The organism is Pantoea sp. Sc1 (assembly GCF_000255315.1).
GTDB classification, from domain to species: Bacteria; Pseudomonadota; Gammaproteobacteria; order Enterobacterales; family Enterobacteriaceae; genus Pantoea; species Pantoea anthophila.
This window is the reverse complement of sequence record NZ_AJFP01000001.1, coordinates 1,116,272-1,140,704: the sequence shown is the minus strand read 5'-3', so window position 1 is coordinate 1,140,704 and position 24,433 is coordinate 1,116,272. Positions and strand designations below refer to the sequence as shown.

Sequence of the window (24,433 nt, the reverse complement as noted above, 5' to 3'; positions counted from 1 at the left end):
CGAATAATAGGTGAATAAATCAAATTTAAGGCTCCGGTATACCACCCATCCTTTCGACCGACCTTGACCTGCATCAATCTTCACCCGGCGCTCCGTGGCCATTCAGGCTAACCCGTTGATCTGAAAATGCATTGCTTCTTAACTTTATTTGTATTTTTCAAATTTATTTTACCTTCAGCTGGGCGGCAGGAACGGCTAAGCTTACGGCACTAACGGAAAGGGAGTTGAACATGGCTGAAAAGCTGACCTGGCACGACGTGCTGGCTGAAGAGAAACAGAAACCCTATTTTGTCGAGACGATGAAGCTGGTCGCCGATGAACGCGCTGCGGGGGTCACCGTCTATCCGCCGCAGAAAGATGTCTTTAATGCCTTTCGCCTGACGGAACTGGGCGACGTCAATGTCGTCATCCTCGGCCAGGACCCCTATCATGGCCCTCACCAGGCACATGGCCTGGCCTTCTCTGTGCTGCCAGGCGTACAGGTGCCGCCATCCCTGCAAAATATCTATAAAGAGTTGCAGCAGGATATTCCGGGCTTTGAGAAACCTAATCACGGCTTCCTGGAGAGCTGGGCGAAACAGGGTGTGATGCTGCTGAACACCGTTTTAACGGTCGAGGCGGGCAAAGCGCACTCCCATGCGCGATTCGGCTGGGAGACATTTACCGATAATGTGATTGCAGCGATCAATCAGCATCGTGAAGGGGTGATTTTTCTGCTGTGGGGATCGCATGCCCAGAAGAAAGGCAGCATCATCGATCGCCAGCGCCATCATGTATTGCAGGCGCCGCACCCTTCGCCGCTCTCTGCGCATCGCGGCTTTTTCGGCAGCCACCATTTCTCAAAAACCAACGAACTGCTCAGCGCGGCCGGAAAAAAACCGGTGGACTGGACGCCGGTATTACCGGACTGACGCCATAATGCACACGGCCGCGTCAGTGCGCGGCCGTGTAGCGGGATTCCGGTGCTGAATCAGCCTTTGGCTTTGGCAACGGCAACCATCGCCGGGCGCAGCAGGCGACCATTCAGCGTATAACCACGCTGCATCACCAGCATGACATGGTTAGGCTCGAACTCTTCAGACTCCATCATCGACATCGCCTGATGCACTTCCGGGTTAAACGGCACGCCGGTTTCGCCGACCACTTCAACACCGAATTTACGCACGGCACCCAGCAGACCTTTCAGTGTCAGTTCAACCCCTTCGATCATAGGCGCCAGCTGTGAATCTTCTTTGTTCGCCACTTCCAGCGCGCGCTCAAGGCTGTCGATAACCGGCAGCAGTTCGTTGGCAAATTTCTCCAGCGCAAATTTGTGCGCCTTCTCAACGTCCATTTCCGCACGACGACGAATGTTTTCGACTTCAGCCTGCGCACGCAGCTGAGCATCACGCACGCCGGTCTGCGACTGCGCTAATTCAGCTTCGAGCTGAGCGATACGCTCATCACGCGGATCCACCTCTGCCGCTGTCTCCGCTTCCTGAGGTTGCTGCTGATCCTGCTGAATTTCGTCTGAGACTTGCTCGTTTGGGGTGTTCTGTTCTTTACTACTCATGAATTTCTCCGCGTTTTGCACATTCATTTCGCTGGTTGGCTTATTATGGGGATTGAAATAGCGGTTTCAAGGGAACCTGTCACATTGCCTTGCCGTTTTGGCTTATAAGGAACACCGACCAGATGAACAAACACTTTAACTGCATTGGTATTGTGGGTCATCCACGCCATCCCACCGCGCTAACCACGCATGAGATGCTCTGGCGCTGGCTGACAGCCAAAGGTTATCAAGTGATCGTCGAGCAACAGATTGCGCAGGAGCTGTCGCTTCACGATGTGCAGACCGGCACGCTGGCGGAGATTGGTCAGCAGGCCGATTTAGCGGTCGTAGTAGGCGGTGATGGCAACATGCTGGGTGCCGCGCGGGTACTGGCCCGTTACGATATCAAGGTGATTGGCATTAACCGCGGTAACCTCGGTTTTCTTACCGACCTCGACCCGGACAATGCGCAGCAGCAGCTGGATGAGGTGCTGCAGGGCAACTATTTTGTCGAGAGCCGCTTTCTGCTGGAAGCGCAGGTGTGCAAATCGGCCTGTTCGCCGCGCATCGGCACCGCCATCAACGAGGTGGTACTCCATCCCGGCAAAGTCGCGCACATGATCGAATTTGAGGTTTACATCGATGAGGTGTTCGCCTTTTCGCAGCGCTCTGACGGACTGATTATCTCCACCCCTACCGGCTCGACCGCCTACTCGCTCTCTGCGGGGGGCCCGATTCTGACACCGTCACTGGAAGCGATCGTGCTGGTGCCGATGTTCCCGCACACGCTCTCGGCGCGGCCGCTGGTCATCAACAGCAGCAGCACCATCCGCCTGCGCTTTTCGTCCCGCCGCAGCGACCTGGAAATCAGCTGCGACAGTCAGATCGCCCTGCCGATACAGGAAGGAGAGGATGTCCTGATCCGGCGCAGCAATCATCACCTCAACCTGATTCACCCTAAAAACTACAGCTATTTCAATACGCTGAGCTCTAAACTGGGCTGGTCAAAAAAATTGTTCTGAAAAGGGGTGCAGCCTCTTTACTGGATAAAAAACCAGTTTATACTGTATGAAAAACCATATGTGTTTATTCGTACAGGTGAACCTATGCTGGCCCAACTGACCATCAGTAATTTCGCTATCGTTCGTGAGCTCGACATTGATTTCCACCGCGGCATGACAGCCATCACGGGTGAAACCGGTGCCGGTAAGTCCATCGCGATTGATGCGCTGGGATTATGTCTTGGCGGTCGTGCTGACGCCGACATGGTGCGTCAGGGAGCCAGCCGGGCTGATCTGTGTGCCCGCTTTCAGCTTAAGGCCTCCCCTTCAGCCCAGCGCTGGCTGCTGGATAATCAGCTGGATGATGGTAACGAGTGTCTGCTGCGCCGGGTGATCAGCGCCGATGGCCGTTCGCGCGGCTTTATCAACGGCACCGCGGTCCCGCTCTCTCAGCTGCGCGACCTTGGTCAGCTGCTGATTCAGATCCACGGTCAGCATGCCCATCAGCTTCTGCTTAAACCCGATCACCAGAAACATCTGCTGGATGCCTATGCCGGTCATGATGATCTGCTGCAGCGCATGCGTGCCAGCTATCAGACTTGGCATCAGAGCTGCCGTACCCTGGCGCTGCATCAGCAGCAGGCGCAGGAGCGCGAAGCGCGTCGCGAACTGTTGCAGTATCAGCTGAAAGAGCTGAACGACTTTGCCCCGCAGCCGGGTGAATATGAGCAGATCGACGAAGAATACAAGCGTCTGGCAAACAGCGGCCAGCTGCTGTCAACCAGCCAGCAGGCGCTGCAGATGCTCTCCGACAGTGATGACACCAATCTCAACAGCCTGCTCTACAGCGCCCGTGAGCTGATTTCTGAGCTGACCTCGCTGGATGAGAAGCTGAACGGCGTGCATAACCTGCTGGAAGAGGCAGCTATCCAGCTGAGCGAAGCGAGCGATGAGCTGCGTCACTACTGTGACAGCCTCGATCTGGACCCTAATCGCCTGTACGAACTGGAAAAACGGATTTCGCGCCAGATCGCCCTGGCGCGTAAGCATCACGTCACGCCCGAAGCGCTGCCTGAACTGCACCGGCAGCTGCTGGATGAAGCGGAGCTGCTATCACAGCACGAAAGCGATCAGGAGAGCCTGCAATCGCTGGTCGGTGAACACTATCAGGCGGCTCTTAAGAGCGCCGAAGAGCTTCATCAGCAGCGCAGCCACTTTGCAGACGAGTTGCAGCAGCTGATTACCCAGAGCATGCATCTGCTCTCAATGCCGCACGGCCAGTTTAAAATCGCCCTGACCTTTAACCCGGATCAGCTGACGGCTGACGGCGCAAGCCGCGTCGACTTCCAGGTCACCACTAACCCTGGTCAGCCGCTCCAGCCGCTGGGTAAAGTGGCCTCAGGCGGTGAGCTGTCACGTATCGCGCTGGCGATTCAGGTGATCACCGCGAAGAAAATGGAAACGCCGGCAATGATTTTCGATGAGGTTGATGTCGGCATCAGCGGCCCGACCGCCGCTGTCGTAGGTAAACTGCTGCGTCAGCTGGGTGAATCGACGCAGGTTATGTGTGTCACCCACCTGCCGCAGGTGGCCGGTTGCGGTCATCAGCACTTCTTTGTGAGCAAAGAGACCGACGGCGCAATGACTGAAACCCACATGCAGCCGCTGGACAAGCGGGCGCGCCTGCAGGAACTGGCTCGTCTGCTGGGCGGCAGCGAGGTCACCCGCAACACCCTGGCGAATGCAAAAGAACTTTTAGCCGCATAGCAGCGCACTTTTTTAACCTGACGGGGTCATATGCTTGCTCTGCAGAGGTTTCCAACAGCGAAAAGGTTTATTATCATCGGCACTTATGTCGCCAGAGTAATAAAGCCTGCCGCAGGCAGAGTTCAGATTTTGATGGCAATAAAATCGCCTGTTGAGGCGTTTGGCCCCGGAAAAGGAATGTATAGATGCGCTGTAAAACGCTGACTGCCGCGGCAGTGGTAATGTTGATGATGACCGCCGGATGTTCCACTTTAGAGCGCGTGGTCTACCGTCCTGATATCAACCAGGGCAACTATCTGGTTGCCAACGATGTGGCCAAGATCCATACCGGTATGACACAGCAGCAGGTGGCTTACACCCTCGGCACGCCGATGATGAAAGACCCGTTTGGCAGCAACGTCTGGTATTACATCTTCCGTCAGGAACCCGGTCATGAGCGCGTCAAACAGCAGACGCTGACCCTGACCTTTGATGGCAACGGTGTGCTGACCAACATCGACAATAAGCCGAATCTCTCTCAGAACAGCGATTAATCACACGGCAGAGAGTCTGAAAAACAGGCAGCAAAAAGGCGCACCGAGCGCCTTTTTTTATGTCCGTTATCTGCAAAGCCAGACAGAACTTATTTTTTGCTCACCGCAGCCCGCTCTGCACGCTGGCGACGAAGCTCTTTAGGATCGGCAATCAGCGGGCGATAAACTTCGATACGATCGCCCTCATTCACCTCATCATCCAGCTTCACCGGCCGGCTGTAGACGCCGACCTTGTTGCTGGCAAGGTCAATTTCGCGACGCAGCTCCAGTAATCCTGATTTTACGATGGCCTGTTCTACCGTGCTGCCCTGCTCCACTTTGACGTAGAGCTGATACTGCTTTTCAGGCAATGCATAGACCACCTCAACGGTGATGTCAGGCACTGTAGACCTCTTTGGCGCGCTGGGTGAAAGCCTGCACCATGCTGTTGGCAAGCTCTTTGAAGATGCGTCCAAAGGCCATCTCTACCAGCATATTGGTGAATTCAAACTCCAGGCTTAATTCGACTTTGCAGGCGTCATCGCCCAGCGAGACGAACTTCCATCCGCCGGTCAGCTTACGGAACGGGCCATCAACCAGCTGCATATGGATGCTCTGGTTATCCGTCAGGGTGTTACGGGTGGTAAAGGTTTTGCTGATACCCGCTTTCGAGACATCCACAGACGCCGTCATCTGATTCTCTGACGCATCCAGCACGCGGCTTCCGGTGCAACCCGGCAGGAATTGCGGATAGGCATCCACATCATTTACAAGTTTGTACATCTGCCCGGCACTAAACGGGACCAGTGCCGAACGACTAATCTGAGCCATAATGGTTCCTGTTCATCAAGAAACCGCTGAATAATAGCATTTTCAGCGATCAAACAAAAATGTCCCTGGTAAAGGGTGTGCTAGAATATCCCGTTTCCTGCTGCCCCGCTGGACTGGGGATGCGATAACCGACTAAGTGATGTAAAATACGCCTCATTATGACAAAGAAAAAAGCACACAAACCCGGTTCGGCCACTGTTGCCATGAACAAACGCGCCCGCCACGAATACTTCATCGAAGAGGAGTATGAAGCGGGATTATCGTTACAGGGATGGGAAGTTAAATCACTTCGTGCCGGTAAAGCCAACATCAGCGACAGCTATATTCTGCTGCGCGATGGCGAAGCGTTCCTGTTCGGTTCAACCTTTCAACCCTTAGCGGTTGCGTCCAGCCATGTGGTCTGTGACCCGACCCGTAACCGTAAGCTCCTGCTGAAGCAACGCGAACTCGACTCCCTGTATGGGCGCGTTAACCGCGAAGGTTACACCCTTGTGGCGCTGTCGCTTTACTGGAAGAACGCCTGGTGCAAACTGAAGATTGGTGTGGCACGCGGTAAGAAAGAGCACGACAAGCGCGACGACATCAAAGACCGCGAATGGAAATTAGACAAAGCCCGTATCATGAAGAATTCAGCGCGCTAAGCACTGGATTTTATGCTGTTTAATTGCTAATATTTGAAGTTCTGGGGCTGATTCTGGATTCGACGGGATTGTGAAGCCTTAGGAGCATGCCGAGGGGCGGTTTGCCTCGTAAAAAGCCGCAAAAAAATAGTCGCAAACGACGAAAACTACGCTTTAGCAGCTTAATAACCTGCTCTGAGCCCTCTCTCCCTAGCTTCCGCTCTTAAGACGGGGATCAAGAGAGGTCAAACCCAAAAGAGATCGCGTGGAGGCCCTGCCTGGGGTTGAAGCGTTAAATCCAATCAGGCTAGTCTGTCAGTGGCGTGTCTGTTCGCAGCTGACCGGCGAATGTAAAAACTGACTAAGCATGTAGTGCCGACGGTGTAGTAATTTCGGACGCGGGTTCAACTCCCGCCAGCTCCACCAAAATTCTTCAAAGATGGTTCCAGTGCCATCCGTAGAAGTCCTGAAAGCCCGCACGGCACAAGCCCTGCGGGTTTTTTTGTGTCTGTTACCTTCCGAGACGATCCGCCTGAATCCAGAGATAATTGGTATACGTATTGGTATACGGTAAGATGTATCCTAAAAACGTATACCAATTTTCGTAGGAAAGCCCTGTATGGCAAGGACAACGCGCCCTTTAACCAACACTGAAGTACTTCGCGCAAAAGCCATCGATAAAGATTTAACGCTGCATGATGGAGATGGGCTTTTTATGGTGGTAAAAACTACCGGCAAGAAGCTTTGGCGTTTTCGTTACCAGCGGCCAGTAACAAGGCAGCGCACTATGATGGGCCTCGGTGCCTTCCCTGCCCTATCGTTAGCCGACGCCAGACGCTTGCGCGCTGATTACCTCTCCTTACTCGCTAATGGAATTGACCCACAGACGCAAGCCGAACAGCTTATAGAACAGAAGCAGAACGCCTTGGACAGCATCTTCTCAACCGTGGCCGCTAACTGGTTTACCTTGAAGCAAGCTAGCGTTACCCCGGATTACGCGAAGGATATCTGGCGTTCCCTTGAGAAAGATGTTTTCCCTGCCATTGGCGAGATTCCTGTACAGGAAATAAAAGCACGTAAGCTTGTAGAAGCACTTGAACCGATTAAGGCCCGTGGTGCTCTTGAAACAGTACGCCGCTTAGTACAGCGTATTAACGAGATTATGATTTATGCTGTAAACACGGGATTGATTGATGCAAATCCTGCTTCTGGGATCGGTATGGCTTTTGAAAAGCCCAAAAAGCAGAATATGCCAACACTGCGACCAGAGGAACTGCCGCAGCTTATGCGTTCGCTTGTAAGATCTAATCTATCTATTCCTACTCGCTGCCTGATTGAATGGCAGCTTCTGACGCTTGTTCGGCCCTCCGAAGCTTCTGGGGCTCGATGGGCAGAAATTGATCTTGATGCTAGGCTTTGGACGATTCCCGCAGAAAGGATGAAAGCAAAACGTGAGCATATTGTACCTCTTTCAGAGCAGGCTTTAGAATTATTGGTAATAATGAAGCCGATAAGTGCGTATCGGGAATATATTTTTCCAAGCAGAAATGATCCAAAAAAACCAATGAACAATCAGACTGCTAATGCGGCATTAAAACGAATAGGATATGGTGGCAAACTTGTAGCACATGGTTTACGTTCAATTGCAAGTACAGCAATGAATGAAGCTGGTTTAAATTCCGATGTTATTGAGGCTGCCTTAGCTCACATTGATAAAAACGAAGTTAGACGTGCTTACAATCGTTCTACTTATCTTGAAAAACGCAAAGATTTAATGGATTGGTGGGGTAGCAAAGTTAAACATATGAAAATAACCGTTCTATAAAAAACCAAAATTAATTATATATTTATTTTCGGAGAAGGTAGAAACTAAAATGAATGAAGATGTATCAAAGGGCGTATGGTTGGTCGCTAATATTTTTATTGGTAAGCTTATCGCATCATTGGCATCCAAAATGAGAAAACCAGAGCTTTATGCAGCCATAGCATACTCCTTACAATCTTTAGGTAACAATTCAAAAAGTTATACAACCATTATCTATGTCATAAATAAAGGAAGAGAAACAGAGAAAAATATTGAGTTACACTTTCCTAAGAATAAATTCATAAAAATATTATCTGGAGATAAACCTTTTGTGGAAGCAGAAGACAATAAAATAAAAATCAAAAGATTAATCAGTAAAGAAGATACTACCTTTACGATAAGCTACATTGGAGAGATATTATCGAAAGGTAATCTCCCCCAGATTTTCTCAGATAATGCTTCTGGTAAAAGTTATGCTAAAAAAGACCTTATTCCGCCAAGTAGAGGCCCTGCACTGTTCATCGTGACTGTGTTTTTTATTTTAGTATGTTCAATATCCACCTTATTTATATTTAAAATTGACCCTATTGATTACGTAAGTGACAAGTATAATAACTATAAATATGCAAATTTTTATAGTCGTGGTTTTGAGACGTCAAGATATGGTATAAGTGAAACCCTTGGGAAGTATGATATAAAAAACAATGAACTCCCTGTAACCATGATTGACTTTAAAGTTTCCGATAAAGAAATAATATTTAAACTTAAAGTGGTTAATAAATTATATTTAAACGCCACAACTTTTGCATCATTTGACTTGCAAGATTATAAAAGATTTAAAAAGCTAAGTGAAAAATTAAGTGAGGATTATTATAAAGATAACGATTATAAAAAATACAAGAAACTATATGACGGGCTCATAACTGAATTCAGATATCCAACAGGTGACTTTTCAACTGAAAAAGTAAAACTAAAAATGGGAAAAGAAACAACGATAACCCTTACAAGAAATATCGCCAATGGATTAACCCCTGAAGACCTTAATATTAATATTTTCATCACGTCCGATGATAATGATAGTGAGATTACATTATTTAAATTCAACTTCAGAACATCAAATCTGAAATCTAATAAACTACCATTTTCCCACCAAGACAAAGACGACATCAAAAAAATGCAGCCTCAGAATTAATTTGCAGCCACGCATATGATTTTTATCATATGCGTTTTTCCTTCTTTAATTTCAAAAAACGATGATCATTGATTCTCATCCCCACAGTTTTCATTCAATGCGCGCGCTCGTAGCCCCGCCACGCCTGCCCGCTTTATGCAGCGGTTTTCATGCACCTGCATGATTAGGCCTGAGCCGCGCCGCTGCTGGCCTTGTCTTCCGTTCCGGGGTGCCGGAGACTCATGCATTTTCATGCAGCATAGACATGCACTCACGCAGCAGACGTAAAAAAGCCCGGTACGGGCCGGGCTTCGGTGATTTCCTGAGTCTGCGGCTCAGAAAAGTTTACGCTTGCGGCGGTCGGTTCTGGCTCCACGGAAAGGATGCGCACCGCTCACGCTCAGCACGTCATCACGGAACATCAGCGGCTGATTTACGCTCGTCCATCTCTTAATCAGGTTCTGGATATATACGCGGTACAGCGTGTCGGCATCGTTCGCGCCTTCGATAACACCCGGTGCATGCGTTGAGCCATTCCGTTCAAACTGGCTGTACTTCATTATGAGCAGGCTGCTCAGCTCTGCGCCATGAATGATAAAGAAGTCCTCAATCAGCGTATCAATGCGCTCATCCGTGATGCCCTCATGACAGAATACGTAAGCATTAGCCTTGCGCCCCGTCACGTCTGCCAGCACCGGCAGCTGTTTTTCCTTTTCGGCAATCAGCCCGGCAAGGTCTGATGCCGTTTCCTGCTGCTCCAGATACTCCGCCCGCAGCGCCTTCATCTCCGGCGTGACGCTGCCGCCATTCTGTCCCAGCAGTTCACGGAAGCGTGCCCGGCTGTCCCGGCTTGCCTGCTCCATCTCGGCCTTACGCTGGCGCAGCCCGCTGAGATTTTCAGTAGCGGCGTTTTCGGTCTGTCTTGCCTCCAGCCAGGCCAGCATCTTTGTGTTGAGGTCTTCAATACGCAACCGCCACTCAGAGGACAGCCCCTTTACCAGCTCGGTGGTGTGACTGATAACATCGGCCTCGGGTAACCGCAGGAGCCAACCTGCCTCCTTAAGTGGCCGCTGTGCTCTGGCCTGCGCCGTACCGATACGGTTACCGGCGGCCTGAATCTGTTCGTCGGTCATCTGCTGCTGTGTCATGCTGTTTTTCCTCTCTGTCAGGGCTGTGCGTGGCGGTCTTTGCGGGCGCTGGCTGAACCATAGCGGCCCAGCGTCTGCGGCTGGCGAACCGGCACGTCATTCTGCTGTTCCGGCTCTGCGACCTTGAGCCTGTGCGGCTTCATGATGATTTTCTCGACGCTCTCCAGCGCGGTGAACGTGCAGGAGCAGTCGAGGTTCTGGCACTGGTACCAGGTACGCTTTACGGAGGGCGCTTCATAAGCGCTGGTGCGGGTGTGGGCCACCTGACCACATTCGGGACATTTCAGTGCCATCTCGTTTCCTGTCGGCTGGTTTCAGTAAGTCAATTGTGCCGGGTCTGGCACAGCGGCTTCTACCGGATGGCGTTGTATGACGGACCAGACAAAAGCATTAATTCTGGCGAGCCAGGAAAAGGTCTCACTGAAGCCTGTTATCAGCTTTCAGTTTTATATAAATCCTTCACTATTCTTCACCAGAGAGAAAAAAATAGTAAATACAGTAAATTAAGAGGTGAAGAGTGAAAAAGTAATCCTTCACCCTCTGTTCACCATCGTTCATCAGCAGGATTTTGGCCTTATTAGCTATTTAGAACGATTGGTTTTAAAAGCTGCCTTAAAGTGGATCTAAAGTTATTGGATAAAACCTTATCAGTACTTTTTGGTGCAGTCTGGTACTATTCACGTACACGCATTTTTTGTGTGGTTTTTGTGCGTCCGGTCAGGCAGATTTCTGTTGTTGTCACCGGCAAAAATATTCGCAAAATAAAGAGCTACCCGATGCCGTACACACCTGTGCGGCGCTTCACGGACACCTTAGAGGTAGCTCATGCACACGACTTTAAACGCTCATTCATCCGCCCCTGCGGCCCCTGCCATGCCAGTATCATTCCCGGTCCAGGAACGCTTTATGCGCCTGCCGGAAGTGATCCACGTCTGCGGCCTGTCCCGCTCGACCATTTACGACCTCATCAGCCGCAGTGCTTTTCCGGCGCAGGTGTCGCTTGGCGGCAAGAACGTCGCGTGGCTTGCCAGTGAAATCAGCGCCTGGATGAATGCACGCATCGCCGCACGCGGTCGGGAACGTGCAGCATGATCTTCACCAACTCTTGAGATTTTCCGCCATGCTGCATTTTCCTTTGTTCCCCGGCTTGCACGCCGGGGCCATTCCCTGGTACAGTCTTTCTGCTGTCGCAAAATCGGCAGCCGGGATTGGCGTCCTGAATATCTCAATGGCGACACCAGACGCCCAATGCGTCTTTTTTTGTGTCCATGCCTTAGTGCAACCATTTTTCGGGCTGCGGTTTTATTGCCGTAGTGCCGTCTGTGTAATGGTGGCCCGGGCGGGGGCTTCTCACGAAGCGCCGGTATCCATTGAGGCCGGTTACGCCAACCCCGTCCGGGCTACCACCAGTGAAATTGGCGTTTCCGGTGGTGGCGATAACCGCTACTCAATGGAGACTGCCATCATGGCTACGGTCCTGAATTCCCCATACCCTCAGTTTGTTTTCGTCTTTGCCGCCGTGCGCCGTACTGAGCGCCAGCAGCGTATCCACATGCTCCGCACCGTTGCCGCTGACGAACGTGCCGCCCGCCTGACGCTGGCCCGCGACTACGTACTGTCCCTTGCCGCCCGCCTGCCGGTCCGGGAGGTGCGCGCATGACTCACGCCACCATTTCCCACGCCGACCTGTTACGCCTCGAGCACCTTCGCAACGCCGGACGTTTTATCAGTGACATGACCCTGCTTCAGGAGTGTCACGAGCAGCCACCGACTTCACAGCAGGCGCAGCTGAACTCGCTGATTTTCCTCATCACCGAGCAGCTGGACGGAGTGGTAAACCGCTGTCAGGACGGCTGGATGAACGGGGAGGTTGAGCCATGAGCGCACATACCCTTTCAACTGAGCTGCGTTCCGCGCTTTCACGCCGCGCAGTGGCCTGCGCCTGGCTGACCGTCTGCAGCGAACAGAAGCGCTATCCCGGCCTGACGCTGGCGCGTCTTGAGCACGCCATTGAAACCGAGCTGGAGGGCTTCTACCTGCGCCAGCACGGACGCCAGCGCGGTCAGGAAATTGCCTGCGCGCTGCTCGACGATCTGCTGGCCGCCGGGCCGCTGAAGTCGGTTCCGTGCCTGAGCTTTCTGGGACAGGTGGTGATGGATGAACTCTGCGGGCGTCTCAAAGACGCGCCGGTGCTGCACTGAGGAAGAAAAGAACAATGAAAATGACCGTATCAGACGCGGCAAAAGCCGCACAGGGCCAGTGGCCCCGCATCCTGCCCGCGCTGGGCGTGAAGGTGGTAAAGAACCGCCATACCTCCTGCCCGGTATGCGGCGGAACCGACCGCTTCCGCTTTGACGACCAGGAGGGGCGCGGCACGTGGATTTGTAATCAGTGCGGTGCCGGTGACGGCATGGATCTGGTGAAAAAGGCCCTCTCACTGAGCCTGACCGAAGCCGCCGCGCGCGTTAACGGCCTGACCGGCTGCCTGCCACCGGCGGACAACACGCCTGCCGCCAGCGCGGGCGAAGATAACGAAGCCGCCCGTGCCGCCGCCGTGAAGCAGGCACAGCAGCTGGTCAGCAGCGCGCAGCATGCCAGCGGCAATGCCTATCTGTCCCGCAAGGGCTGGCCGCATCAGTCCTGCCTGACGCTGGCAAAGCCGCTAAAGGTCGCGCTAACGGCCTATCGTGCCGGTGATTTGCTCGTTCCCCTTCATGATACGGGCGGCCAGCTGGTGAACGTGCAGCTGATTAACGCCACAGGTGAAAAGCGCACGCTGAAGGGCGGCCAGGTAAAAGGCGCATGTCACGTTCTCAGCACCGGCAAACCGGCAGCGCGCATCTGGCTGACGGAGGGCTACGCCACCGGCCTGACGGTGCACAACCTGACCGGGGATGAGGTGTGGATTGCACTGTCGTCCGTTAACCTCCTTTCTCTGGCTGGCCTTGCCCGTGAAAAGCACGCCGCACTGCCGCTGCTGATTGCCGCCGACCGCGACCTGAACGGCGACGGCCAGACTAAAGCAAGGCAGGCAGCCGAAGCCAGTCGCGCCGCCGTGGCCCTGCCGCCGGTGTTCGGTGACTGGAATGACGCCTTCATGCAGCACGGTGAGGAAAGCACCCGGCTGGCGCTGGCCGAAGCCGCCACGCCGCCTGCCGCCAGTCCCTTCGACGTAATGAGCGAGGCGGAATTTTCAGCCATGAGCGCCAGTGAAAAGGCGGAGCGCGTGGCGGAGCACTACCGCAGCGCGCTGGCCGTGGACGCCAGCGGGGAAATTCTGTCACGCTACCGCTCCGGTGCGTGGAAGGTGATTTCCGGGAAGCAGTTTGAGCGCGACGTGGCGAAGCTGTTTCAGCGCCTGCGCGCGCCGTTTTCGGCGGGCAAGATTTCGGGCATAGTGGACACGCTGAAGCTGATGCTGCCGCAGCAGGCCGACCCGGCGCGCCGCCTGATTGGCTTCCGTAATGGCGTGCTGGACACCCGCACCGGCGGCTTCAGCCCGCACAGTAAAGACTTCTGGCTGCGCACGGTCAGCGAGGTGGACTACACAAAGCCCGTTCAGGGTGAAACGCTGGCAGACCATGCGCCGCACTTCTGGCAGTGGCTCGATCGTGCCGCCGGACGGGTCCCGGCCAAACGCGACATTATTCTGGCCGCGCTGTTTATGGTGCTGGCGAACCGCTACGACTGGCAGCTGTTTCTGGAAGTCACCGGTCCTGGTGGCAGTGGTAAAAGCATCATGGCGGAAATCGCCACCCTGCTGGCCGGAACGGACAACACTACCTCCGCCACCATTGAAACGCTGGAGTCGTCGCGCGAACGCGCCGCAGTGATTGGCTACTCGCTGATTATCCTTCCCGACCAGGAAAAGTGGAGCGGCGACGGCTCGGGCATCAAGGCAATTACTGGCGGCGATGCGGTTTCCGTGGACCCGAAGTACCGCGACGCCTACTCAACCCATATCCCGGCGGTGATTCTGGCGGTGAACAACAACCCGATGCGCTTCACCGACCGCAGCGGGGGCGTGTCGCGCCGCCGGGTGATCCTGCACTTCCCGGAAATTATCCCGGCAGACGAGCGCGACCCGCAGCTGAAGGAAAAAATCAGCGGTGAGCTGGCCGTCATTGTGCGCCAGCTGATGCAGCAGTTCAGCCAGCCGCAGCAGGCCCGGTCGCTGCTTCAGTCGCAGCAGAACTCTGACGAGGCGATGCGCATCAAGCGCGATGCGGACCCGATGGTGGACTTCTGCGGCTACCTGTTCACCACGGCGGAGCCAAACGCGCTTTACATGGGGAACGCCAGCATCAGGCCGCTTCAGCCAAGACGTTATCTCTATCATGCCTACCTGGCCTACATGGAAGCCAACGGCTACAGGAATCCGCTCAGCATGAAGATGTTCGGCCTTTCGCTTGAGAGCATCATGCGGGAGTACGGACAACACTACATGAAGCGGCGTACAAAGCTGGGGGTGCAGACCAACCTGGACCTGACGGAAGAAAGCAGCACCGACTGGCTACCGAAGTGCGACGCCCCTACAGCGGCATGACTACGCAGAACCGGCGAAAGCCGGTTTTTTTACGCCGAAACTTCACCGGTGATGAATGATATCCTTCACCCTACATCTATCATTCATCGCTTAAGCAACTGATATATATATATAAATAAAAATGGAAAGTGAACAGTGTGAAGGATTTCCTATAAAATCTTTTTCTGACTTTACCCCTTCTTAACAAGCGAATAATGTGTTTGTTCCGCAAAATGCCAAACATGCACATTAGCGATTGTACGTACTTTCCTTGTAAACCACTACGAGGCGATTTTGTTTTGCTGTTCAAACGGATTCGGTACAACGCCCTAGCAATGGACCGCATCCCTGTTATACAGCCAAAACCGAAACAATATTCGTTGAGTATTTCGCAGTGACTGCCGATAATACGCAAATTAGATGTAGTAAGGTCACCCGGAAAAGCATAATGTCATATCACGTCACGTACCTACTGAGATTTAAACACCCCAGCAATAACGCTAATTCTATTTTATGAGATAATGAAAAAAATGAATCAAGAAAATTTGAATAAAATTTATAAAGAGCATTCATTCAAATACAATAAACACTTGACTCCTGAACTCGATATCACATCACTAGTATTAAAATCTCACCTTTTCTTGGAAGAAATTTTACATGAAATCATTTTACTTCAATGTAAGAATCCTAAGGCTTTAGATAGCATTCAATTCTCCTTTCATCATAAATTGAAATTAGCAGAAGCGCTTCACGGAGCTCATTTCTATAATTTTGAAATTCCATTTCGCATTTGGCCCGTGCTCGACGCGCTCAATAAACTCAGAAATGAGTTAGCTCACAGGATAGATAGTTCAAAACTCGACGAAAAGATTGTTAAATTCTTAAGAACATATGATGATAATTTTGCAGAGACAAAAGAATTAAGTTCAATTAATGAAATTCTAAAAAAACCTGAGCTTTTAAAGGCTAGAGTGCGCTATATATTGAATTACATGCTCGGATGCCTTGGGTTTATTCATGGTTTAATTTACTTAAATCCACCCGAAAAATTTTTAGCATCTCTATTCGAAGAAATCAATATTAAAACATGTGCAGAACGCATCATTATTCCTAATGAGATAAAATGATGTCGTCAACCACGTTAAAAGGCCGTTGCGAGGCGATTTTTTTTGCTCCCTATTACGGGCATTCGGTAGTCCGCTAAAACGCCGAGCAGTGCAGCCGCACTATGCCGAACCGTACGATACTGATATGATTGATGCCGAAATTTATTCATCTAAAGGAACTAAAATGACTGACCGGGTGATATTGCAGCGTGAGATTTCTGAACTTATGAGCGGGCTGCACGAAAGCATCTTAAAATATGCAGCTGAACGAGCCGAACACCATAAATGTGAGGTTTATATGTGCGTGAACAACAAATCGCAATGCGATCAGATACTAAAACGAATTTTTGAAAAAAGTGTTGTCAACAAACTTAAGTCAAATCAGAGTATCACCGTTAACGGTCGGAAACTGAGCTTATATTCGCCCATGACCCTGAATAAAAGTTATCTGCCGGAAGCTGTATATTTATTAATGTTCCCCAGCCCTGAACTTCTGAAATCTGTTGAATATCAGGCTAGCCTTAGACCCGTTCATGAAATCATCGTTTTTACCGAGTCAGACGAACATACAGAGGCTACGGATAACTGGATGTCAGAACATGACGTTCGCATGCTGGGAACCGGAAAAACAGCCTAATATAAGCCGCCAGCAGGTGGCTTAATTTAGCCTGTTTTCGGGCACGCCTTTCTACGGATTGTTGACAGCCAGCATCACTGGCGTAGCTTACCCTTGTGTTAATTTTCTCTTTTTTTCAGCAACTCGCTTCGCTTTCATTTCCATTCTGCGAAGATAGGCTTGGGACTTCGATGCGCGAATCTGAACTAGACGTTCCCTGATAGAGGCTGCCGGATTGAACCCCCCTTCCCATGACACGTGTTTTATTTTGAACTTTCGACAAATATCCTCTGACAGCTCAATCACATAAAGGCCATGCTTTGCATAAAGTTCCTGCCGCTTGGCATAATAAGCAGTGAAATCTGGTGCATCGTCGAAGTAACTGTCATTAAGGTTTGAGAGTTCACTGATTACTTGAGCACGCTTGGAATCAATGCTGTGCAGCCTGTAAAGTAAATCTGCATCAAGGTATTTATAATCGCCTTTCACCGATGATAAGTTGAGGTCAGGCTTTTCATAATCCATTACTTTGTGTTCACGTTGAGGATCATAAACTCCCTCGTTATAAGACAAGAACTCACATCGCGAAATATACTTATCAAGCAAAAAAATAAGCTGTACGACTATATGACGCTCTTCTCTTTTTCTTTTTTTCGTCTCCCAAACCACCTCTTTAACTGTGTTAAAGATCAGCGGAGCTGCTACAGCTGCTGCTGCTCCAAGTAAAGCCCACGTTTCCTTCTCCATTCAAATTCCAAACTTTGCAAGCCACTGTTGACTGACATCTTATATCGTGTGTACCGGCAGAGCGATATCTGGCGCACCGAAGTAGGATGTGGAGTACCAAGATTCGGTAAAATGCCCCTAAGACCGAATCGCGTCCGCAGCGGCGCTGAAAACTATATTTTGTGCCTAAATCGTTCAGAATAATACCAGATATAGTTGTTAGGCGGTCCGCGCCGGGGCAGAACGCGCCGTTTTTCCCGCTGTGCCCTTCGATAAAAACCGGCAAAGTAGGATTTCCACGAATATAATTTACTGTCAGCAGGGTTTTTTCTTGCTTTTTTACAGGCTTAATAATGACGAGGTTTATTACAAAATGTCATTACTAACATGAACCTATGTCAGTTTCTTGCGTATAGTTAGCATAACTGAACTTAAATTCACTGCTTTGCACACACAAAACTTATCGAAGATGAACGTTCAAAATTTCAGCGTCATAATTTACTTCAAGCAACATTAAATGTGCATTGGTTTGATAATTTTAGTGCGAGAAAGTACGCTATACCCTCCTCCATAACGAGCTTTAATAAAAAGTAATTGGTATACGCATTGGTATACTTAAGCTAAGTGAATTCATAATTTTTATTTATATTCATAAAGATAACTTAGACATTCAGATTCTGCCAGCGCCACCCTTTCCCCTGAAATCCCGCCCCCCTGCCGGCTTTTCGTCTCCTTCATTCTTCCTGTAACCTCTTCAGCACACCCTCTTTAAATCAGTCACTACCCGCGCTCATCCCATTCCTGCGCACCAACTCAGCGCACTCATATTTTGCACTGCATCACACTTATCACTTTGCCCTTCCTTTTAATCCCTGATTTTGAAGGTTTTTTAGATTGGCACACTTCCTGCAAACTTTTCAGTCACATCGTTCCCCAGGGATGATGATCTCAAAGATTTGGCATCAGCCGTTAACCGTCCGGATATCTGCGACGCCATAAGAGTGGCATACAGAGCGGGCGGAATCTGGCTGCATTACAGAACGTACTTCCGGAGAGAGCCATGACCTCAATTAGCGAACCAGTGGTAATAGCGAAACACAGCAAGTGGGTACAGCTTCTGCTTGGATTGATCTGCATGGCAGCCATTTCCAGCCCGCAGTACGTCTGGACGCTGCTGACCAAACCGATGATGGCCAGACTCGGCGTCGGGCTGGCGGAACTGCAGGTAACGTTCTCAGTGCTGATTATCCTGCAGACCTTTTTCTCACCCTTTCAGGGTCGGCTGGTGGAGCGTTTTGGCCCGCGTCTGCTGATCTCGATAGGTACGGTGATGGCTGGCTTCAGCTGGGTCATTGCCGCCCGGGTCGATAGCCTGGCCGCACTTTATCTGGTTTATGGCTGCCTCGGCGGACTGGGCACGGGGATTGTTTATATCGGCGTCGTGGGGCTGGTGATGAAATGGTTTCCACAGCAGCGCGGTTTTGCCGCCGGAACCGTGGCGGCGGGCTACGGCATGGGTGCGATTTTTACCACCTTCCCCATCTCCATCTCTCTCAACAGCTACGGCCTTGAACAGACAATGACGGTTTTTGGCCTGCTCTTCGCCGCGGTGGGTCTTCTCGCCAGTCAGAACTTAAGGCTGCCCGGAACCAGCATGATGACGCCGGTCAGCACATCATCCGCACCGGTGGTAAGTCAGCGCCAGTTTAAATCCGGGGAAATGCTGCGTCAGCCGCTGTTCTGGCTGATGTTTGTGATGATGACGATGATGTCGACCTCGGGTCTGATGGTGACGTCGCAGATGGCGATTTTTGCCGAAGACTTTGGCATCAGCAAGGCGATCATTTTCGGTATGGCCGCGCTGCCTCTGGCGCTGACCATCGATCGTTTCACTAACGGCTTAACGCGACCGCTGTTTGGTTTTATCTCCGACCGCTATGGGCGTGAAAACACCATGTTTATTGCCTTCGCACTGGAGGGCGTGGCGATGACGCTGTGGCTGGCGTGCCGTGAAGATCCGTTGCTGTTCGTTCTGCTCTCAGGCGTCGTCTTCTTTGGCTGGGGTGAAATCTTCTCGCTTTTTCCCTCCACACTCACCGACACCTTCGGCAGTGAAAATGCCTCAGCCAACTATGGCTGGCTTTATATCTCTCAGGGCATAGGCTCGATCTTTGGCGGCCCGCTGGCGGCGCTGATGTATCAGCACACCCATAACTGGCACCTGGTCTTTGGCTGCGCGATTACCTTCGACTTCATCACGGCCGGGCTGGCGTTATGGGTTCTCAAGCCGTGGCGGGCACGCTTTATGCGCCGGTAAGTCTGGCGCTGGCGACGCAGAACATACAGTGTACAGCCGGGACCCGAAGTCCCGGCCAGAAAAGCAGCGCCATCCCTCACCATGCCCGGAATCGCCATACGACTCTCACCCTCCGCCCGCTGTCAGATGGATCAGTTCCCTTCATGAAAACGTTAAAGCGTAAGCTTAAACGGTCAAAACCACATAAACGGTCACAAACAGTCATGCCTTTCCCGTAATAGCGGTATAGTCTGTTCAGCCGGTATTTTGTTTTTACCGGCCCTCAGCGCGAAAATATGTGAGAGGAATCACTTTCAACTGCAATTAATTGCATGGCTTTGCATGTTTTATTTCGACTTCATCACTTAATAAAGGGCGTCACTATTTGCCCACGTGGACTCCTGCCCAGTCCACATTTTCCCATGTTCGCTTCCAGTAATTTATCTCCATCGGAGGAAAAGTATGTTGCCGATTGAAAGACAGCAAAGAATTATTAATGAGATTAATATTAATGGCCGGGTAATTGTCTCAGAACTGGTCACGCTTTGTCAGGTTTCACAGGAAACCATTCGCCGGGATTTAAGCCAGCTGGAAAAGCGCGGTTTATTACAGCGCAGCCATGGCGGCGCTGTACTGATAAAAAAACAAAGCACCGGCACGCCGGGAAATAACAGAATCGCTAAAGAGAACGAATTATCCTTCCGGCAGCGAATTAATGAGCACGCTGATGAAAAAATGATCATTGCCAAGCGTGCGCTCGACTTTATCAGCCCCGGCGACTGCATCCTGCTGGATAGCAGCACCACCTGCTGGTATCTGGCGCGACAGCTGCCGGACATTGAGTTAACGGTATTAACCAATTCGCTGCGTATCGTGCAGACGCTGGCGGCGCGCGGCAGTATCCGCACGATCTGCCTGGGTGGGGAATATTCCGATCGCGATGAAGATTTTCACGGCGTGGTGGCCGAGCAGCCACTGCGTGAATTTCAGATTAATAAAATCTTTTTTTCCTGTAGCAGTCTGGGCAACGACGGATATTTACGCGAAGGCAATGAGAATAATGCGCACCTGAAACAACAGATGCTGCTGGCCGCAGAAAGAAAACATCTTTTAATGGATGGCAGTAAATTTCTGCGTCCCTCTTTTGCCCGTATCTGTCACTACCGTGATGTCGATTTTCTTATTACCGACCAGTTAAAAGATAAAGAGCTTGAACAGGAACTGGCATGGAATGGTGTCAACGTCATCGTCTGTTCTCAGCGTTATCAATCCATGCAGCTAATTAAAAATTAATCCGGAGTCTGTATGAAAAAACATCTTATCGCCTGCTCTCTGCTTGCCCTGTTTGCCGCCTCTGGTGCGCAGGCCGCAGATAAATTACGTATGGGTATTGTGGTCAAAATAGGCGGTATTCCCTGGTTCAATGCCATGGAGACAGGCATTAAAAGTGAAGCGGCTAAACGCGGTATCGATGCGTGGATGGTGGGGCCGACCGCCGCGGACCCGGCGCTTCAGGTGCGCGCCATTGAAGATTTGATTGCGCAGAAAGTCGATATCATCGGCGTGGTGCCCAACGACCCGAAAGTGCTGGAGCCGGTGCTGAAACGGGCCCGTGACGCCGGTATCGAAGTGATTACCCATGAGTCACCCGGCCAGCAGGGCGCCAACTGGGACTTCGAACTGGTCGATGCGACCACTCACGGCATCAACCATATGAAAGCGCTGGCGAGCTGCATGCACGACGAAGGCAAATATGCCATGTACGTCGGCAGCCTGACGGTGCCTCTGCATCAGCAGTGGACCGACGCCGCGCTCACTTATCAGAAAGAACACTATCCCAGAATGCAACTGGTCACCGACAAGTTTGGCGTCGGCGAATCGCTGGATGACTCCATCCGTACCACCAATGAGCTGATGTCAAAATATCCCGATCTGAAAGGGATCCTGGCGTTTGGTTCACAGGGGCCTATCGGCGCCGGGCGTGCGGTGATGAACCGTAAAAAAATTGACCAGGTCTGCGTCATTGGCTCTTTCAGTCCGGGCCAGGGTGCCTCGCTGGTGCAGCGTAACGCCATCAAAGGGGGCTACATCTGGAATCCCGAGACCGCGGGCGAAGTCTTTGTCCGCATCGCCGACATGATGCAGAAGAAGGAGCCGATCACCGACGGCATGACGATTGAGGGGCTGGGCAAAGTCAAAGTGGATGAAGCCACCCACACCATTCTGGGTAACAGCACCGAAAGTCTGGATAAAGCCAACCTGCCAAAACTGGTAAAAATGGGGCTCTGATATGCAAGAGGTCACTCCACAGACACTGATTGCGCTCGGGAATCTGTCGAAAACATTTGGTGGTAACCGCGCTCTCAGCGATATCTCCCTGACTCTGCGGGCAGGCGAAGTGCACTGCCTTGCGGGTACCAACGGCTGTGGCAAGAGCACTCTGATCAAAGTTATCTCCGGGGTGCACGCCCCGGACAGCGGCAGCCGCATCACGCTGGGCGACGGTCCGGCGCTGCCGCGCCTCACTACCCGGCAGGCGCGCGACTTCGGTATCCAGGTGATTTATCAGGATCTCTCGCTGTTCCCCAACCTCAGCGTGGCAGAGAACATCGCCTTCGAGCATAACCTCAACGGCCTGCTGCGCTGGCACCACCGCGCACGTCTGCGGGAGAGCGCGCGCACTATCATTACCGAGCTGAAGTTCGATCTCGATCTGGATGAGAAGGTCGCGGCGCTCTCTATCGCGCAGCGTCAGCAGGTGGCAATCTGCCGTGCGCTGGTCGCCGATGCGCGTCTGGTGATCATGGATGAGCCGACCGCCTCCCTGACCCGCACTGAGGTCAATCAGCTGCTGCGTACCGTGCGCTACCTGAAAGATAAGAACATCTGCGTGGTGTTTGTCAGCCACAGGCTGGATGAGGTGCTGGAGATTTCCGACCGCGTAACGGTGATCCGCGACGGACGCAAAATGGGCTGCTGGCCTGCGCGTGAGATGACGCCGCACCATCTGACAGAGCTGATGACCGGCCTGAAACTCGACTATCAGCTGAAAGCCCCGACGCGCAACAGCGATCGCGCCATTCTGGAGATCGAGTCGTTAACCCGCGCCGGTCAGTATCACGACGTCAATTTTAAACTCTATGAAGGTGAGGTGCTCGGACTGTGCGGGCTGCTCGGTTCCGGCCGTACGGAGCTGGCGCTGTCGCTGTTCGGCATGACCCGTCCCGACAGCGGCAAGATCTGGCTCGACAGCAAGCCGGTGCGCTTTCGCGGCCATGAAGATGCGATCAAAGCGGGCATCGGCTACGTCTCGGAAGATCGGCTGACGCTGGGCCTGGTGCAGCAGCAGTCGGTGGCGGACAACATGGTGCTGCCGATCCTCGACAAGCTGCAGAACCGCTTTCACCTGATCGATGAGTACCGTAAGAACAAGCTGATTCTGCAGTGGATCCAGCAGCTTGGCGTGCGCGTCGCCGATCCAAATCTTGCCATCTCCACCCTCTCCGGCGGTAACCAGCAGAAAATTGTGCTGGCGAAATGGGTGCTGACCCAGCCGCGCATTCTGATCCTCGACTCCCCCACCGTCGGCGTCGATGTGGGTGCCAAGGCCAGCATCTATCAGCTGATCCATGAGCTGGCGAAAGAGGGTCTGTCGATCATCCTGATCTCCGACGAGGTGCCGGAGGTCTGGTACAACTGCGACCGGATCCTGCACTTCCGCGATGGCACGATCCATGCTGAATACCAACCCGATAGCGTCGAACAGCAGCAGCTGGCGGAGGTGATCAATGCCTGACTTTTCCCGTTTCCGTCCGCACTCCAGTCAGGGCTGGCTCGCCTGGGTGCTGCTGGCGTTCATTCTGTTTTTCTCGCTCGCCAGCGACCAGTTTCTCACCATGCAGAATCTGCTGGATCTGGCGGAGAGCTACGCCGTTACCGGCATCTTTGCGCTGGGCCTGTTTGTGGTGCTGGTCACCGGTGGGATCGATATCTCGTTTGCGGCCGTCGCCTCGGTGGTGCAGTACCTGCTGGCGTCGCTGTTTGTGCAGTTCCAGTTCGACAATGCGCTGCTCAGCATTCTGCTGGCGGTGATGTGCGGCACGCTGTTCGGGGTGCTCAATGCCCTGCTGATCACCACACTGCGGGTGGTCTCCATCATCATCACCATCAGCATGCAGTCGCTGCTGTTCGGGCTGCTGATGTGGGTGACCGGGGGCCGCAGCCTCTACTCGCTGCCGGAATGGTGGATCACGCTGCGCAACGTGCTGCCGTTCAACTGGCAGGGTGAGAGCTTCCAGGTCGGACTGCCGCTGGTCACCATGCTGCTGATCGCCGCTGTCACCGCGCTACTGCTGAACAAAACTAACCTTGGACGCCAGCTCTACGCCGTTGGCGGGGATGCAGAGTCGGCCCGCCGTATTGGTATCCGCGTCGGCCTGATTCACGTGTTCGCTTACGGCTGGCTGGGGGCGATGGCGGCCATCGGCGGGCTGGTGCAGGTCTATCGCATGGGCGAGGTGGTGCCCAACGCGCTGGTTGGCGGCGAACTGGACGTGCTGGCCGCCACGGTGCTGGGCGGTGCCAGCCTGATGGGAGGCAAAGGCACGGTGAGCGGCACGCTGATGGGGGTCTTCCTGATCGCCATTCTCAAGAACGGCCTCAACCTGGTCGGCGTCTCGAACTACTTCATGAATATCGTGGTAGGCGGCGTCATCATGATTGCGATCGCCGTGACCCACTACAAAAAACGCAAAGAAACTGACGTCAGTTTCGTGTGAC

25 protein-coding genes and 1 other RNA gene are annotated in these 24,433 nt (G+C 52.4%); 20 read left to right on the top strand and 6 right to left on the bottom strand.

Annotated features, from left to right (window positions below; all coding sequences use genetic code 11):
- Window positions 1–230: 230 nt before the first annotated feature.
- Window positions 231–911 (top strand): uracil-DNA glycosylase, encoded by a 681-nt coding sequence (gene ung / locus S7A_RS05360; RefSeq protein ID WP_009088633.1) that lies wholly within the window; start codon window positions 231–233, stop codon window positions 909–911.
- Between the two features lie 59 nt (window positions 912–970).
- Here ung and grpE read toward each other — a convergent pair whose 3' ends face one another.
- A complete protein-coding gene (gene grpE / locus S7A_RS05355; protein WP_009088632.1) occupies window positions 971–1,552 on the bottom strand; it encodes a nucleotide exchange factor GrpE in 582 nt (193 codons plus the stop codon).
- 122 nt (window positions 1,553–1,674) lie between these two features.
- Here grpE and nadK point away from each other — a divergent pair, with 122 nt between their 5' ends.
- From nadK to bamE, 3 genes are all read left to right on the top strand, one after another.
- Entirely contained in the window at window positions 1,675–2,553 is an 879-nt protein-coding gene (nadK, locus tag S7A_RS21190) for an NAD(+) kinase (protein ID WP_009088631.1), read from the top strand.
- An 84-nt stretch (window positions 2,554–2,637) separates the two neighbouring features.
- Window positions 2,638–4,299, top strand: a complete 1,662-nt coding sequence (gene recN / locus S7A_RS21185) for a DNA repair protein RecN (protein WP_009088630.1) — start codon at window positions 2,638–2,640, stop codon at window positions 4,297–4,299.
- A gap of 185 nt (window positions 4,300–4,484) precedes the next feature.
- Window positions 4,485–4,832 (top strand): outer membrane protein assembly factor BamE, encoded by a 348-nt coding sequence (gene bamE, locus S7A_RS05340; protein WP_009088629.1) that lies wholly within the window; start codon window positions 4,485–4,487, stop codon window positions 4,830–4,832.
- 89 nt (window positions 4,833–4,921) lie between these two features.
- On the opposite strand, the gene S7A_RS05335 is transcribed toward bamE, so the two are convergent.
- Window positions 4,922–5,215: an RnfH family protein gene (locus S7A_RS05335; protein ID WP_009088628.1), complete on the bottom strand. Its 294-nt coding sequence runs from the start codon at window positions 5,213–5,215 to the stop codon at window positions 4,922–4,924.
- Entirely contained in the window at window positions 5,208–5,642 is a 435-nt protein-coding gene (locus S7A_RS05330; RefSeq protein ID WP_009088627.1) for a type II toxin-antitoxin system RatA family toxin, read from the bottom strand. Before S7A_RS05330 ends, S7A_RS05335 begins: the two co-directional genes overlap by 8 nt.
- Before the next feature lie 158 nt (window positions 5,643–5,800).
- On the opposite strand from S7A_RS05330, the gene smpB reads away from it, so the two are divergent.
- The 4 genes from smpB to S7A_RS05315 all read left to right on the top strand — a co-directional run bounded on the left by smpB (window position 5,801) and on the right by S7A_RS05315 (window position 9,258).
- A complete protein-coding gene (gene smpB / locus S7A_RS05325; RefSeq protein ID WP_009088626.1) occupies window positions 5,801–6,283 on the top strand; it encodes an SsrA-binding protein SmpB in 483 nt (160 codons plus the stop codon).
- A gap of 43 nt (window positions 6,284–6,326) precedes the next feature.
- Window positions 6,327–6,688: a transfer-messenger RNA gene (ssrA, locus tag S7A_RS20715) on the top strand.
- 193 nt (window positions 6,689–6,881) lie between these two features.
- Complete coding sequence (locus tag S7A_RS05320; protein WP_009088625.1) at window positions 6,882–8,087, top strand: integrase domain-containing protein; 1,206 nt, start codon at window positions 6,882–6,884, stop codon at window positions 8,085–8,087.
- Between the two features lie 49 nt (window positions 8,088–8,136).
- Entirely contained in the window at window positions 8,137–9,258 is a 1,122-nt protein-coding gene (locus S7A_RS05315) for a hypothetical protein (RefSeq protein ID WP_009088624.1), read from the top strand.
- Window positions 9,259–9,572: 314 nt separating this feature from the next.
- Here S7A_RS05315 and S7A_RS05310 read toward each other — a convergent pair whose 3' ends face one another.
- Window positions 9,573–10,385 (bottom strand): hypothetical protein, encoded by an 813-nt coding sequence (locus S7A_RS05310; RefSeq protein ID WP_009088623.1) that lies wholly within the window; start codon window positions 10,383–10,385, stop codon window positions 9,573–9,575.
- 17 nt (window positions 10,386–10,402) lie between these two features.
- Window positions 10,403–10,678, bottom strand: coding sequence for an ogr/Delta-like zinc finger family protein (locus tag S7A_RS05305; protein WP_009088622.1), 276 nt, complete (start codon window positions 10,676–10,678; stop codon window positions 10,403–10,405).
- Window positions 10,679–11,210: 532 nt separating this feature from the next.
- Between S7A_RS05305 and S7A_RS05300 the strand changes: the two genes are divergently transcribed.
- The 7 genes from S7A_RS05300 (at window position 11,211) to S7A_RS05270 (ending at window position 16,653) form a co-directional block, all read left to right on the top strand.
- Entirely contained in the window at window positions 11,211–11,477 is a 267-nt protein-coding gene (locus S7A_RS05300; protein ID WP_009088621.1) for an AlpA family transcriptional regulator, read from the top strand.
- 28 nt (window positions 11,478–11,505) lie between these two features.
- Window positions 11,506–12,045, top strand: coding sequence for a host cell division inhibitor Icd-like protein (locus S7A_RS20710; protein WP_071987823.1), 540 nt, complete (start codon window positions 11,506–11,508; stop codon window positions 12,043–12,045).
- Window positions 12,042–12,266: a hypothetical protein gene (locus S7A_RS05290; RefSeq protein ID WP_009088617.1), complete on the top strand. Its 225-nt coding sequence runs from the start codon at window positions 12,042–12,044 to the stop codon at window positions 12,264–12,266. Before S7A_RS20710 ends, S7A_RS05290 begins: the two co-directional genes overlap by 4 nt.
- The gene (locus tag S7A_RS05285) at window positions 12,263–12,586 is read left to right on the top strand and encodes a DUF5375 domain-containing protein (RefSeq protein WP_009088615.1); all 324 of its coding nucleotides are present in this window, start codon (window positions 12,263–12,265) and stop codon (window positions 12,584–12,586) included. Before S7A_RS05290 ends, S7A_RS05285 begins: the two co-directional genes overlap by 4 nt.
- Before the next feature lie 14 nt (window positions 12,587–12,600).
- A complete protein-coding gene (locus S7A_RS05280; RefSeq protein ID WP_009088614.1) occupies window positions 12,601–14,931 on the top strand; it encodes a phage/plasmid primase, P4 family in 2,331 nt (776 codons plus the stop codon).
- Window positions 14,932–15,440: 509 nt separating this feature from the next.
- Window positions 15,441–16,037 (top strand): hypothetical protein, encoded by a 597-nt coding sequence (locus S7A_RS05275; protein WP_009088612.1) that lies wholly within the window; start codon window positions 15,441–15,443, stop codon window positions 16,035–16,037.
- A gap of 124 nt (window positions 16,038–16,161) precedes the next feature.
- On the top strand, window positions 16,162–16,653 hold the full coding sequence (locus tag S7A_RS05270) for a hypothetical protein (RefSeq protein ID WP_237712305.1): 492 nt from the start codon (window positions 16,162–16,164) through the stop codon (window positions 16,651–16,653).
- 87 nt (window positions 16,654–16,740) lie between these two features.
- On the opposite strand, the gene S7A_RS05265 is transcribed toward S7A_RS05270, so the two are convergent.
- Window positions 16,741–17,379 (bottom strand): hypothetical protein, encoded by a 639-nt coding sequence (locus S7A_RS05265; protein ID WP_009088608.1) that lies wholly within the window; start codon window positions 17,377–17,379, stop codon window positions 16,741–16,743.
- Window positions 17,380–18,418: 1,039 nt separating this feature from the next.
- Here S7A_RS05265 and oxlT point away from each other — a divergent pair.
- The 5 genes from oxlT (at window position 18,419) to S7A_RS05240 (ending at window position 24,432) form a co-directional block, all read left to right on the top strand.
- On the top strand, window positions 18,419–19,675 hold the full coding sequence (oxlT, locus tag S7A_RS05260; protein ID WP_009088606.1) for an oxalate/formate MFS antiporter: 1,257 nt from the start codon (window positions 18,419–18,421) through the stop codon (window positions 19,673–19,675).
- A 441-nt stretch (window positions 19,676–20,116) separates the two neighbouring features.
- Window positions 20,117–20,947: a DeoR/GlpR family DNA-binding transcription regulator gene (locus S7A_RS05255; protein ID WP_009088604.1), complete on the top strand. Its 831-nt coding sequence runs from the start codon at window positions 20,117–20,119 to the stop codon at window positions 20,945–20,947.
- A gap of 12 nt (window positions 20,948–20,959) precedes the next feature.
- On the top strand, window positions 20,960–21,943 hold the full coding sequence (locus S7A_RS05250) for a substrate-binding domain-containing protein (RefSeq protein WP_009088600.1): 984 nt from the start codon (window positions 20,960–20,962) through the stop codon (window positions 21,941–21,943).
- Between the two features lies 1 nt (window position 21,944).
- On the top strand, window positions 21,945–23,450 hold the full coding sequence (locus S7A_RS05245; protein WP_009088599.1) for a sugar ABC transporter ATP-binding protein: 1,506 nt from the start codon (window positions 21,945–21,947) through the stop codon (window positions 23,448–23,450).
- Window positions 23,443–24,432: an ABC transporter permease gene (locus S7A_RS05240; protein WP_009088597.1), complete on the top strand. Its 990-nt coding sequence runs from the start codon at window positions 23,443–23,445 to the stop codon at window positions 24,430–24,432. Before S7A_RS05245 ends, S7A_RS05240 begins: the two co-directional genes overlap by 8 nt.
- Window position 24,433: the final 1 nt, after the last annotated feature.

Coding starts and splice junctions, on each gene's coding strand:
- ung (WP_009088633.1), top strand. CDS start 231: ATGGCTGAAAAGCTGACCTGGCACGACGTGCTGGCTGAAGAGAAACAG.
- grpE (WP_009088632.1), bottom strand. CDS start 1,552: ATGAGTAGTAAAGAACAGAACACCCCAAACGAGCAAGTCTCAGACGAA.
- nadK (WP_009088631.1), top strand. CDS start 1,675: ATGAACAAACACTTTAACTGCATTGGTATTGTGGGTCATCCACGCCAT.
- recN (WP_009088630.1), top strand. CDS start 2,638: ATGCTGGCCCAACTGACCATCAGTAATTTCGCTATCGTTCGTGAGCTC.
- bamE (WP_009088629.1), top strand. CDS start 4,485: ATGCGCTGTAAAACGCTGACTGCCGCGGCAGTGGTAATGTTGATGATG.
- S7A_RS05330 (WP_009088627.1), bottom strand. CDS start 5,642: ATGGCTCAGATTAGTCGTTCGGCACTGGTCCCGTTTAGTGCCGGGCAG.
- smpB (WP_009088626.1), top strand. CDS start 5,801: ATGACAAAGAAAAAAGCACACAAACCCGGTTCGGCCACTGTTGCCATG.
- S7A_RS05320 (WP_009088625.1), top strand. CDS start 6,882: ATGGCAAGGACAACGCGCCCTTTAACCAACACTGAAGTACTTCGCGCA.
- S7A_RS05315 (WP_009088624.1), top strand. CDS start 8,137: ATGAATGAAGATGTATCAAAGGGCGTATGGTTGGTCGCTAATATTTTT.
- S7A_RS05310 (WP_009088623.1), bottom strand. CDS start 10,385: ATGACACAGCAGCAGATGACCGACGAACAGATTCAGGCCGCCGGTAAC.
- S7A_RS05305 (WP_009088622.1), bottom strand. CDS start 10,678: ATGGCACTGAAATGTCCCGAATGTGGTCAGGTGGCCCACACCCGCACC.
- S7A_RS05300 (WP_009088621.1), top strand. CDS start 11,211: ATGCACACGACTTTAAACGCTCATTCATCCGCCCCTGCGGCCCCTGCC.
- S7A_RS20710 (WP_071987823.1), top strand. CDS start 11,506: ATGCTGCATTTTCCTTTGTTCCCCGGCTTGCACGCCGGGGCCATTCCC.
- S7A_RS05290 (WP_009088617.1), top strand. CDS start 12,042: ATGACTCACGCCACCATTTCCCACGCCGACCTGTTACGCCTCGAGCAC.
- S7A_RS05285 (WP_009088615.1), top strand. CDS start 12,263: ATGAGCGCACATACCCTTTCAACTGAGCTGCGTTCCGCGCTTTCACGC.
- S7A_RS05280 (WP_009088614.1), top strand. CDS start 12,601: ATGAAAATGACCGTATCAGACGCGGCAAAAGCCGCACAGGGCCAGTGG.
- S7A_RS05275 (WP_009088612.1), top strand. CDS start 15,441: ATGAATCAAGAAAATTTGAATAAAATTTATAAAGAGCATTCATTCAAA.
- S7A_RS05270 (WP_237712305.1), top strand. CDS start 16,162: ATGATTGATGCCGAAATTTATTCATCTAAAGGAACTAAAATGACTGAC.
- S7A_RS05265 (WP_009088608.1), bottom strand. CDS start 17,379: ATGGAGAAGGAAACGTGGGCTTTACTTGGAGCAGCAGCAGCTGTAGCA.
- oxlT (WP_009088606.1), top strand. CDS start 18,419: ATGACCTCAATTAGCGAACCAGTGGTAATAGCGAAACACAGCAAGTGG.
- S7A_RS05255 (WP_009088604.1), top strand. CDS start 20,117: ATGTTGCCGATTGAAAGACAGCAAAGAATTATTAATGAGATTAATATT.
- S7A_RS05250 (WP_009088600.1), top strand. CDS start 20,960: ATGAAAAAACATCTTATCGCCTGCTCTCTGCTTGCCCTGTTTGCCGCC.
- S7A_RS05245 (WP_009088599.1), top strand. CDS start 21,945: ATGCAAGAGGTCACTCCACAGACACTGATTGCGCTCGGGAATCTGTCG.
- S7A_RS05240 (WP_009088597.1), top strand. CDS start 23,443: ATGCCTGACTTTTCCCGTTTCCGTCCGCACTCCAGTCAGGGCTGGCTC.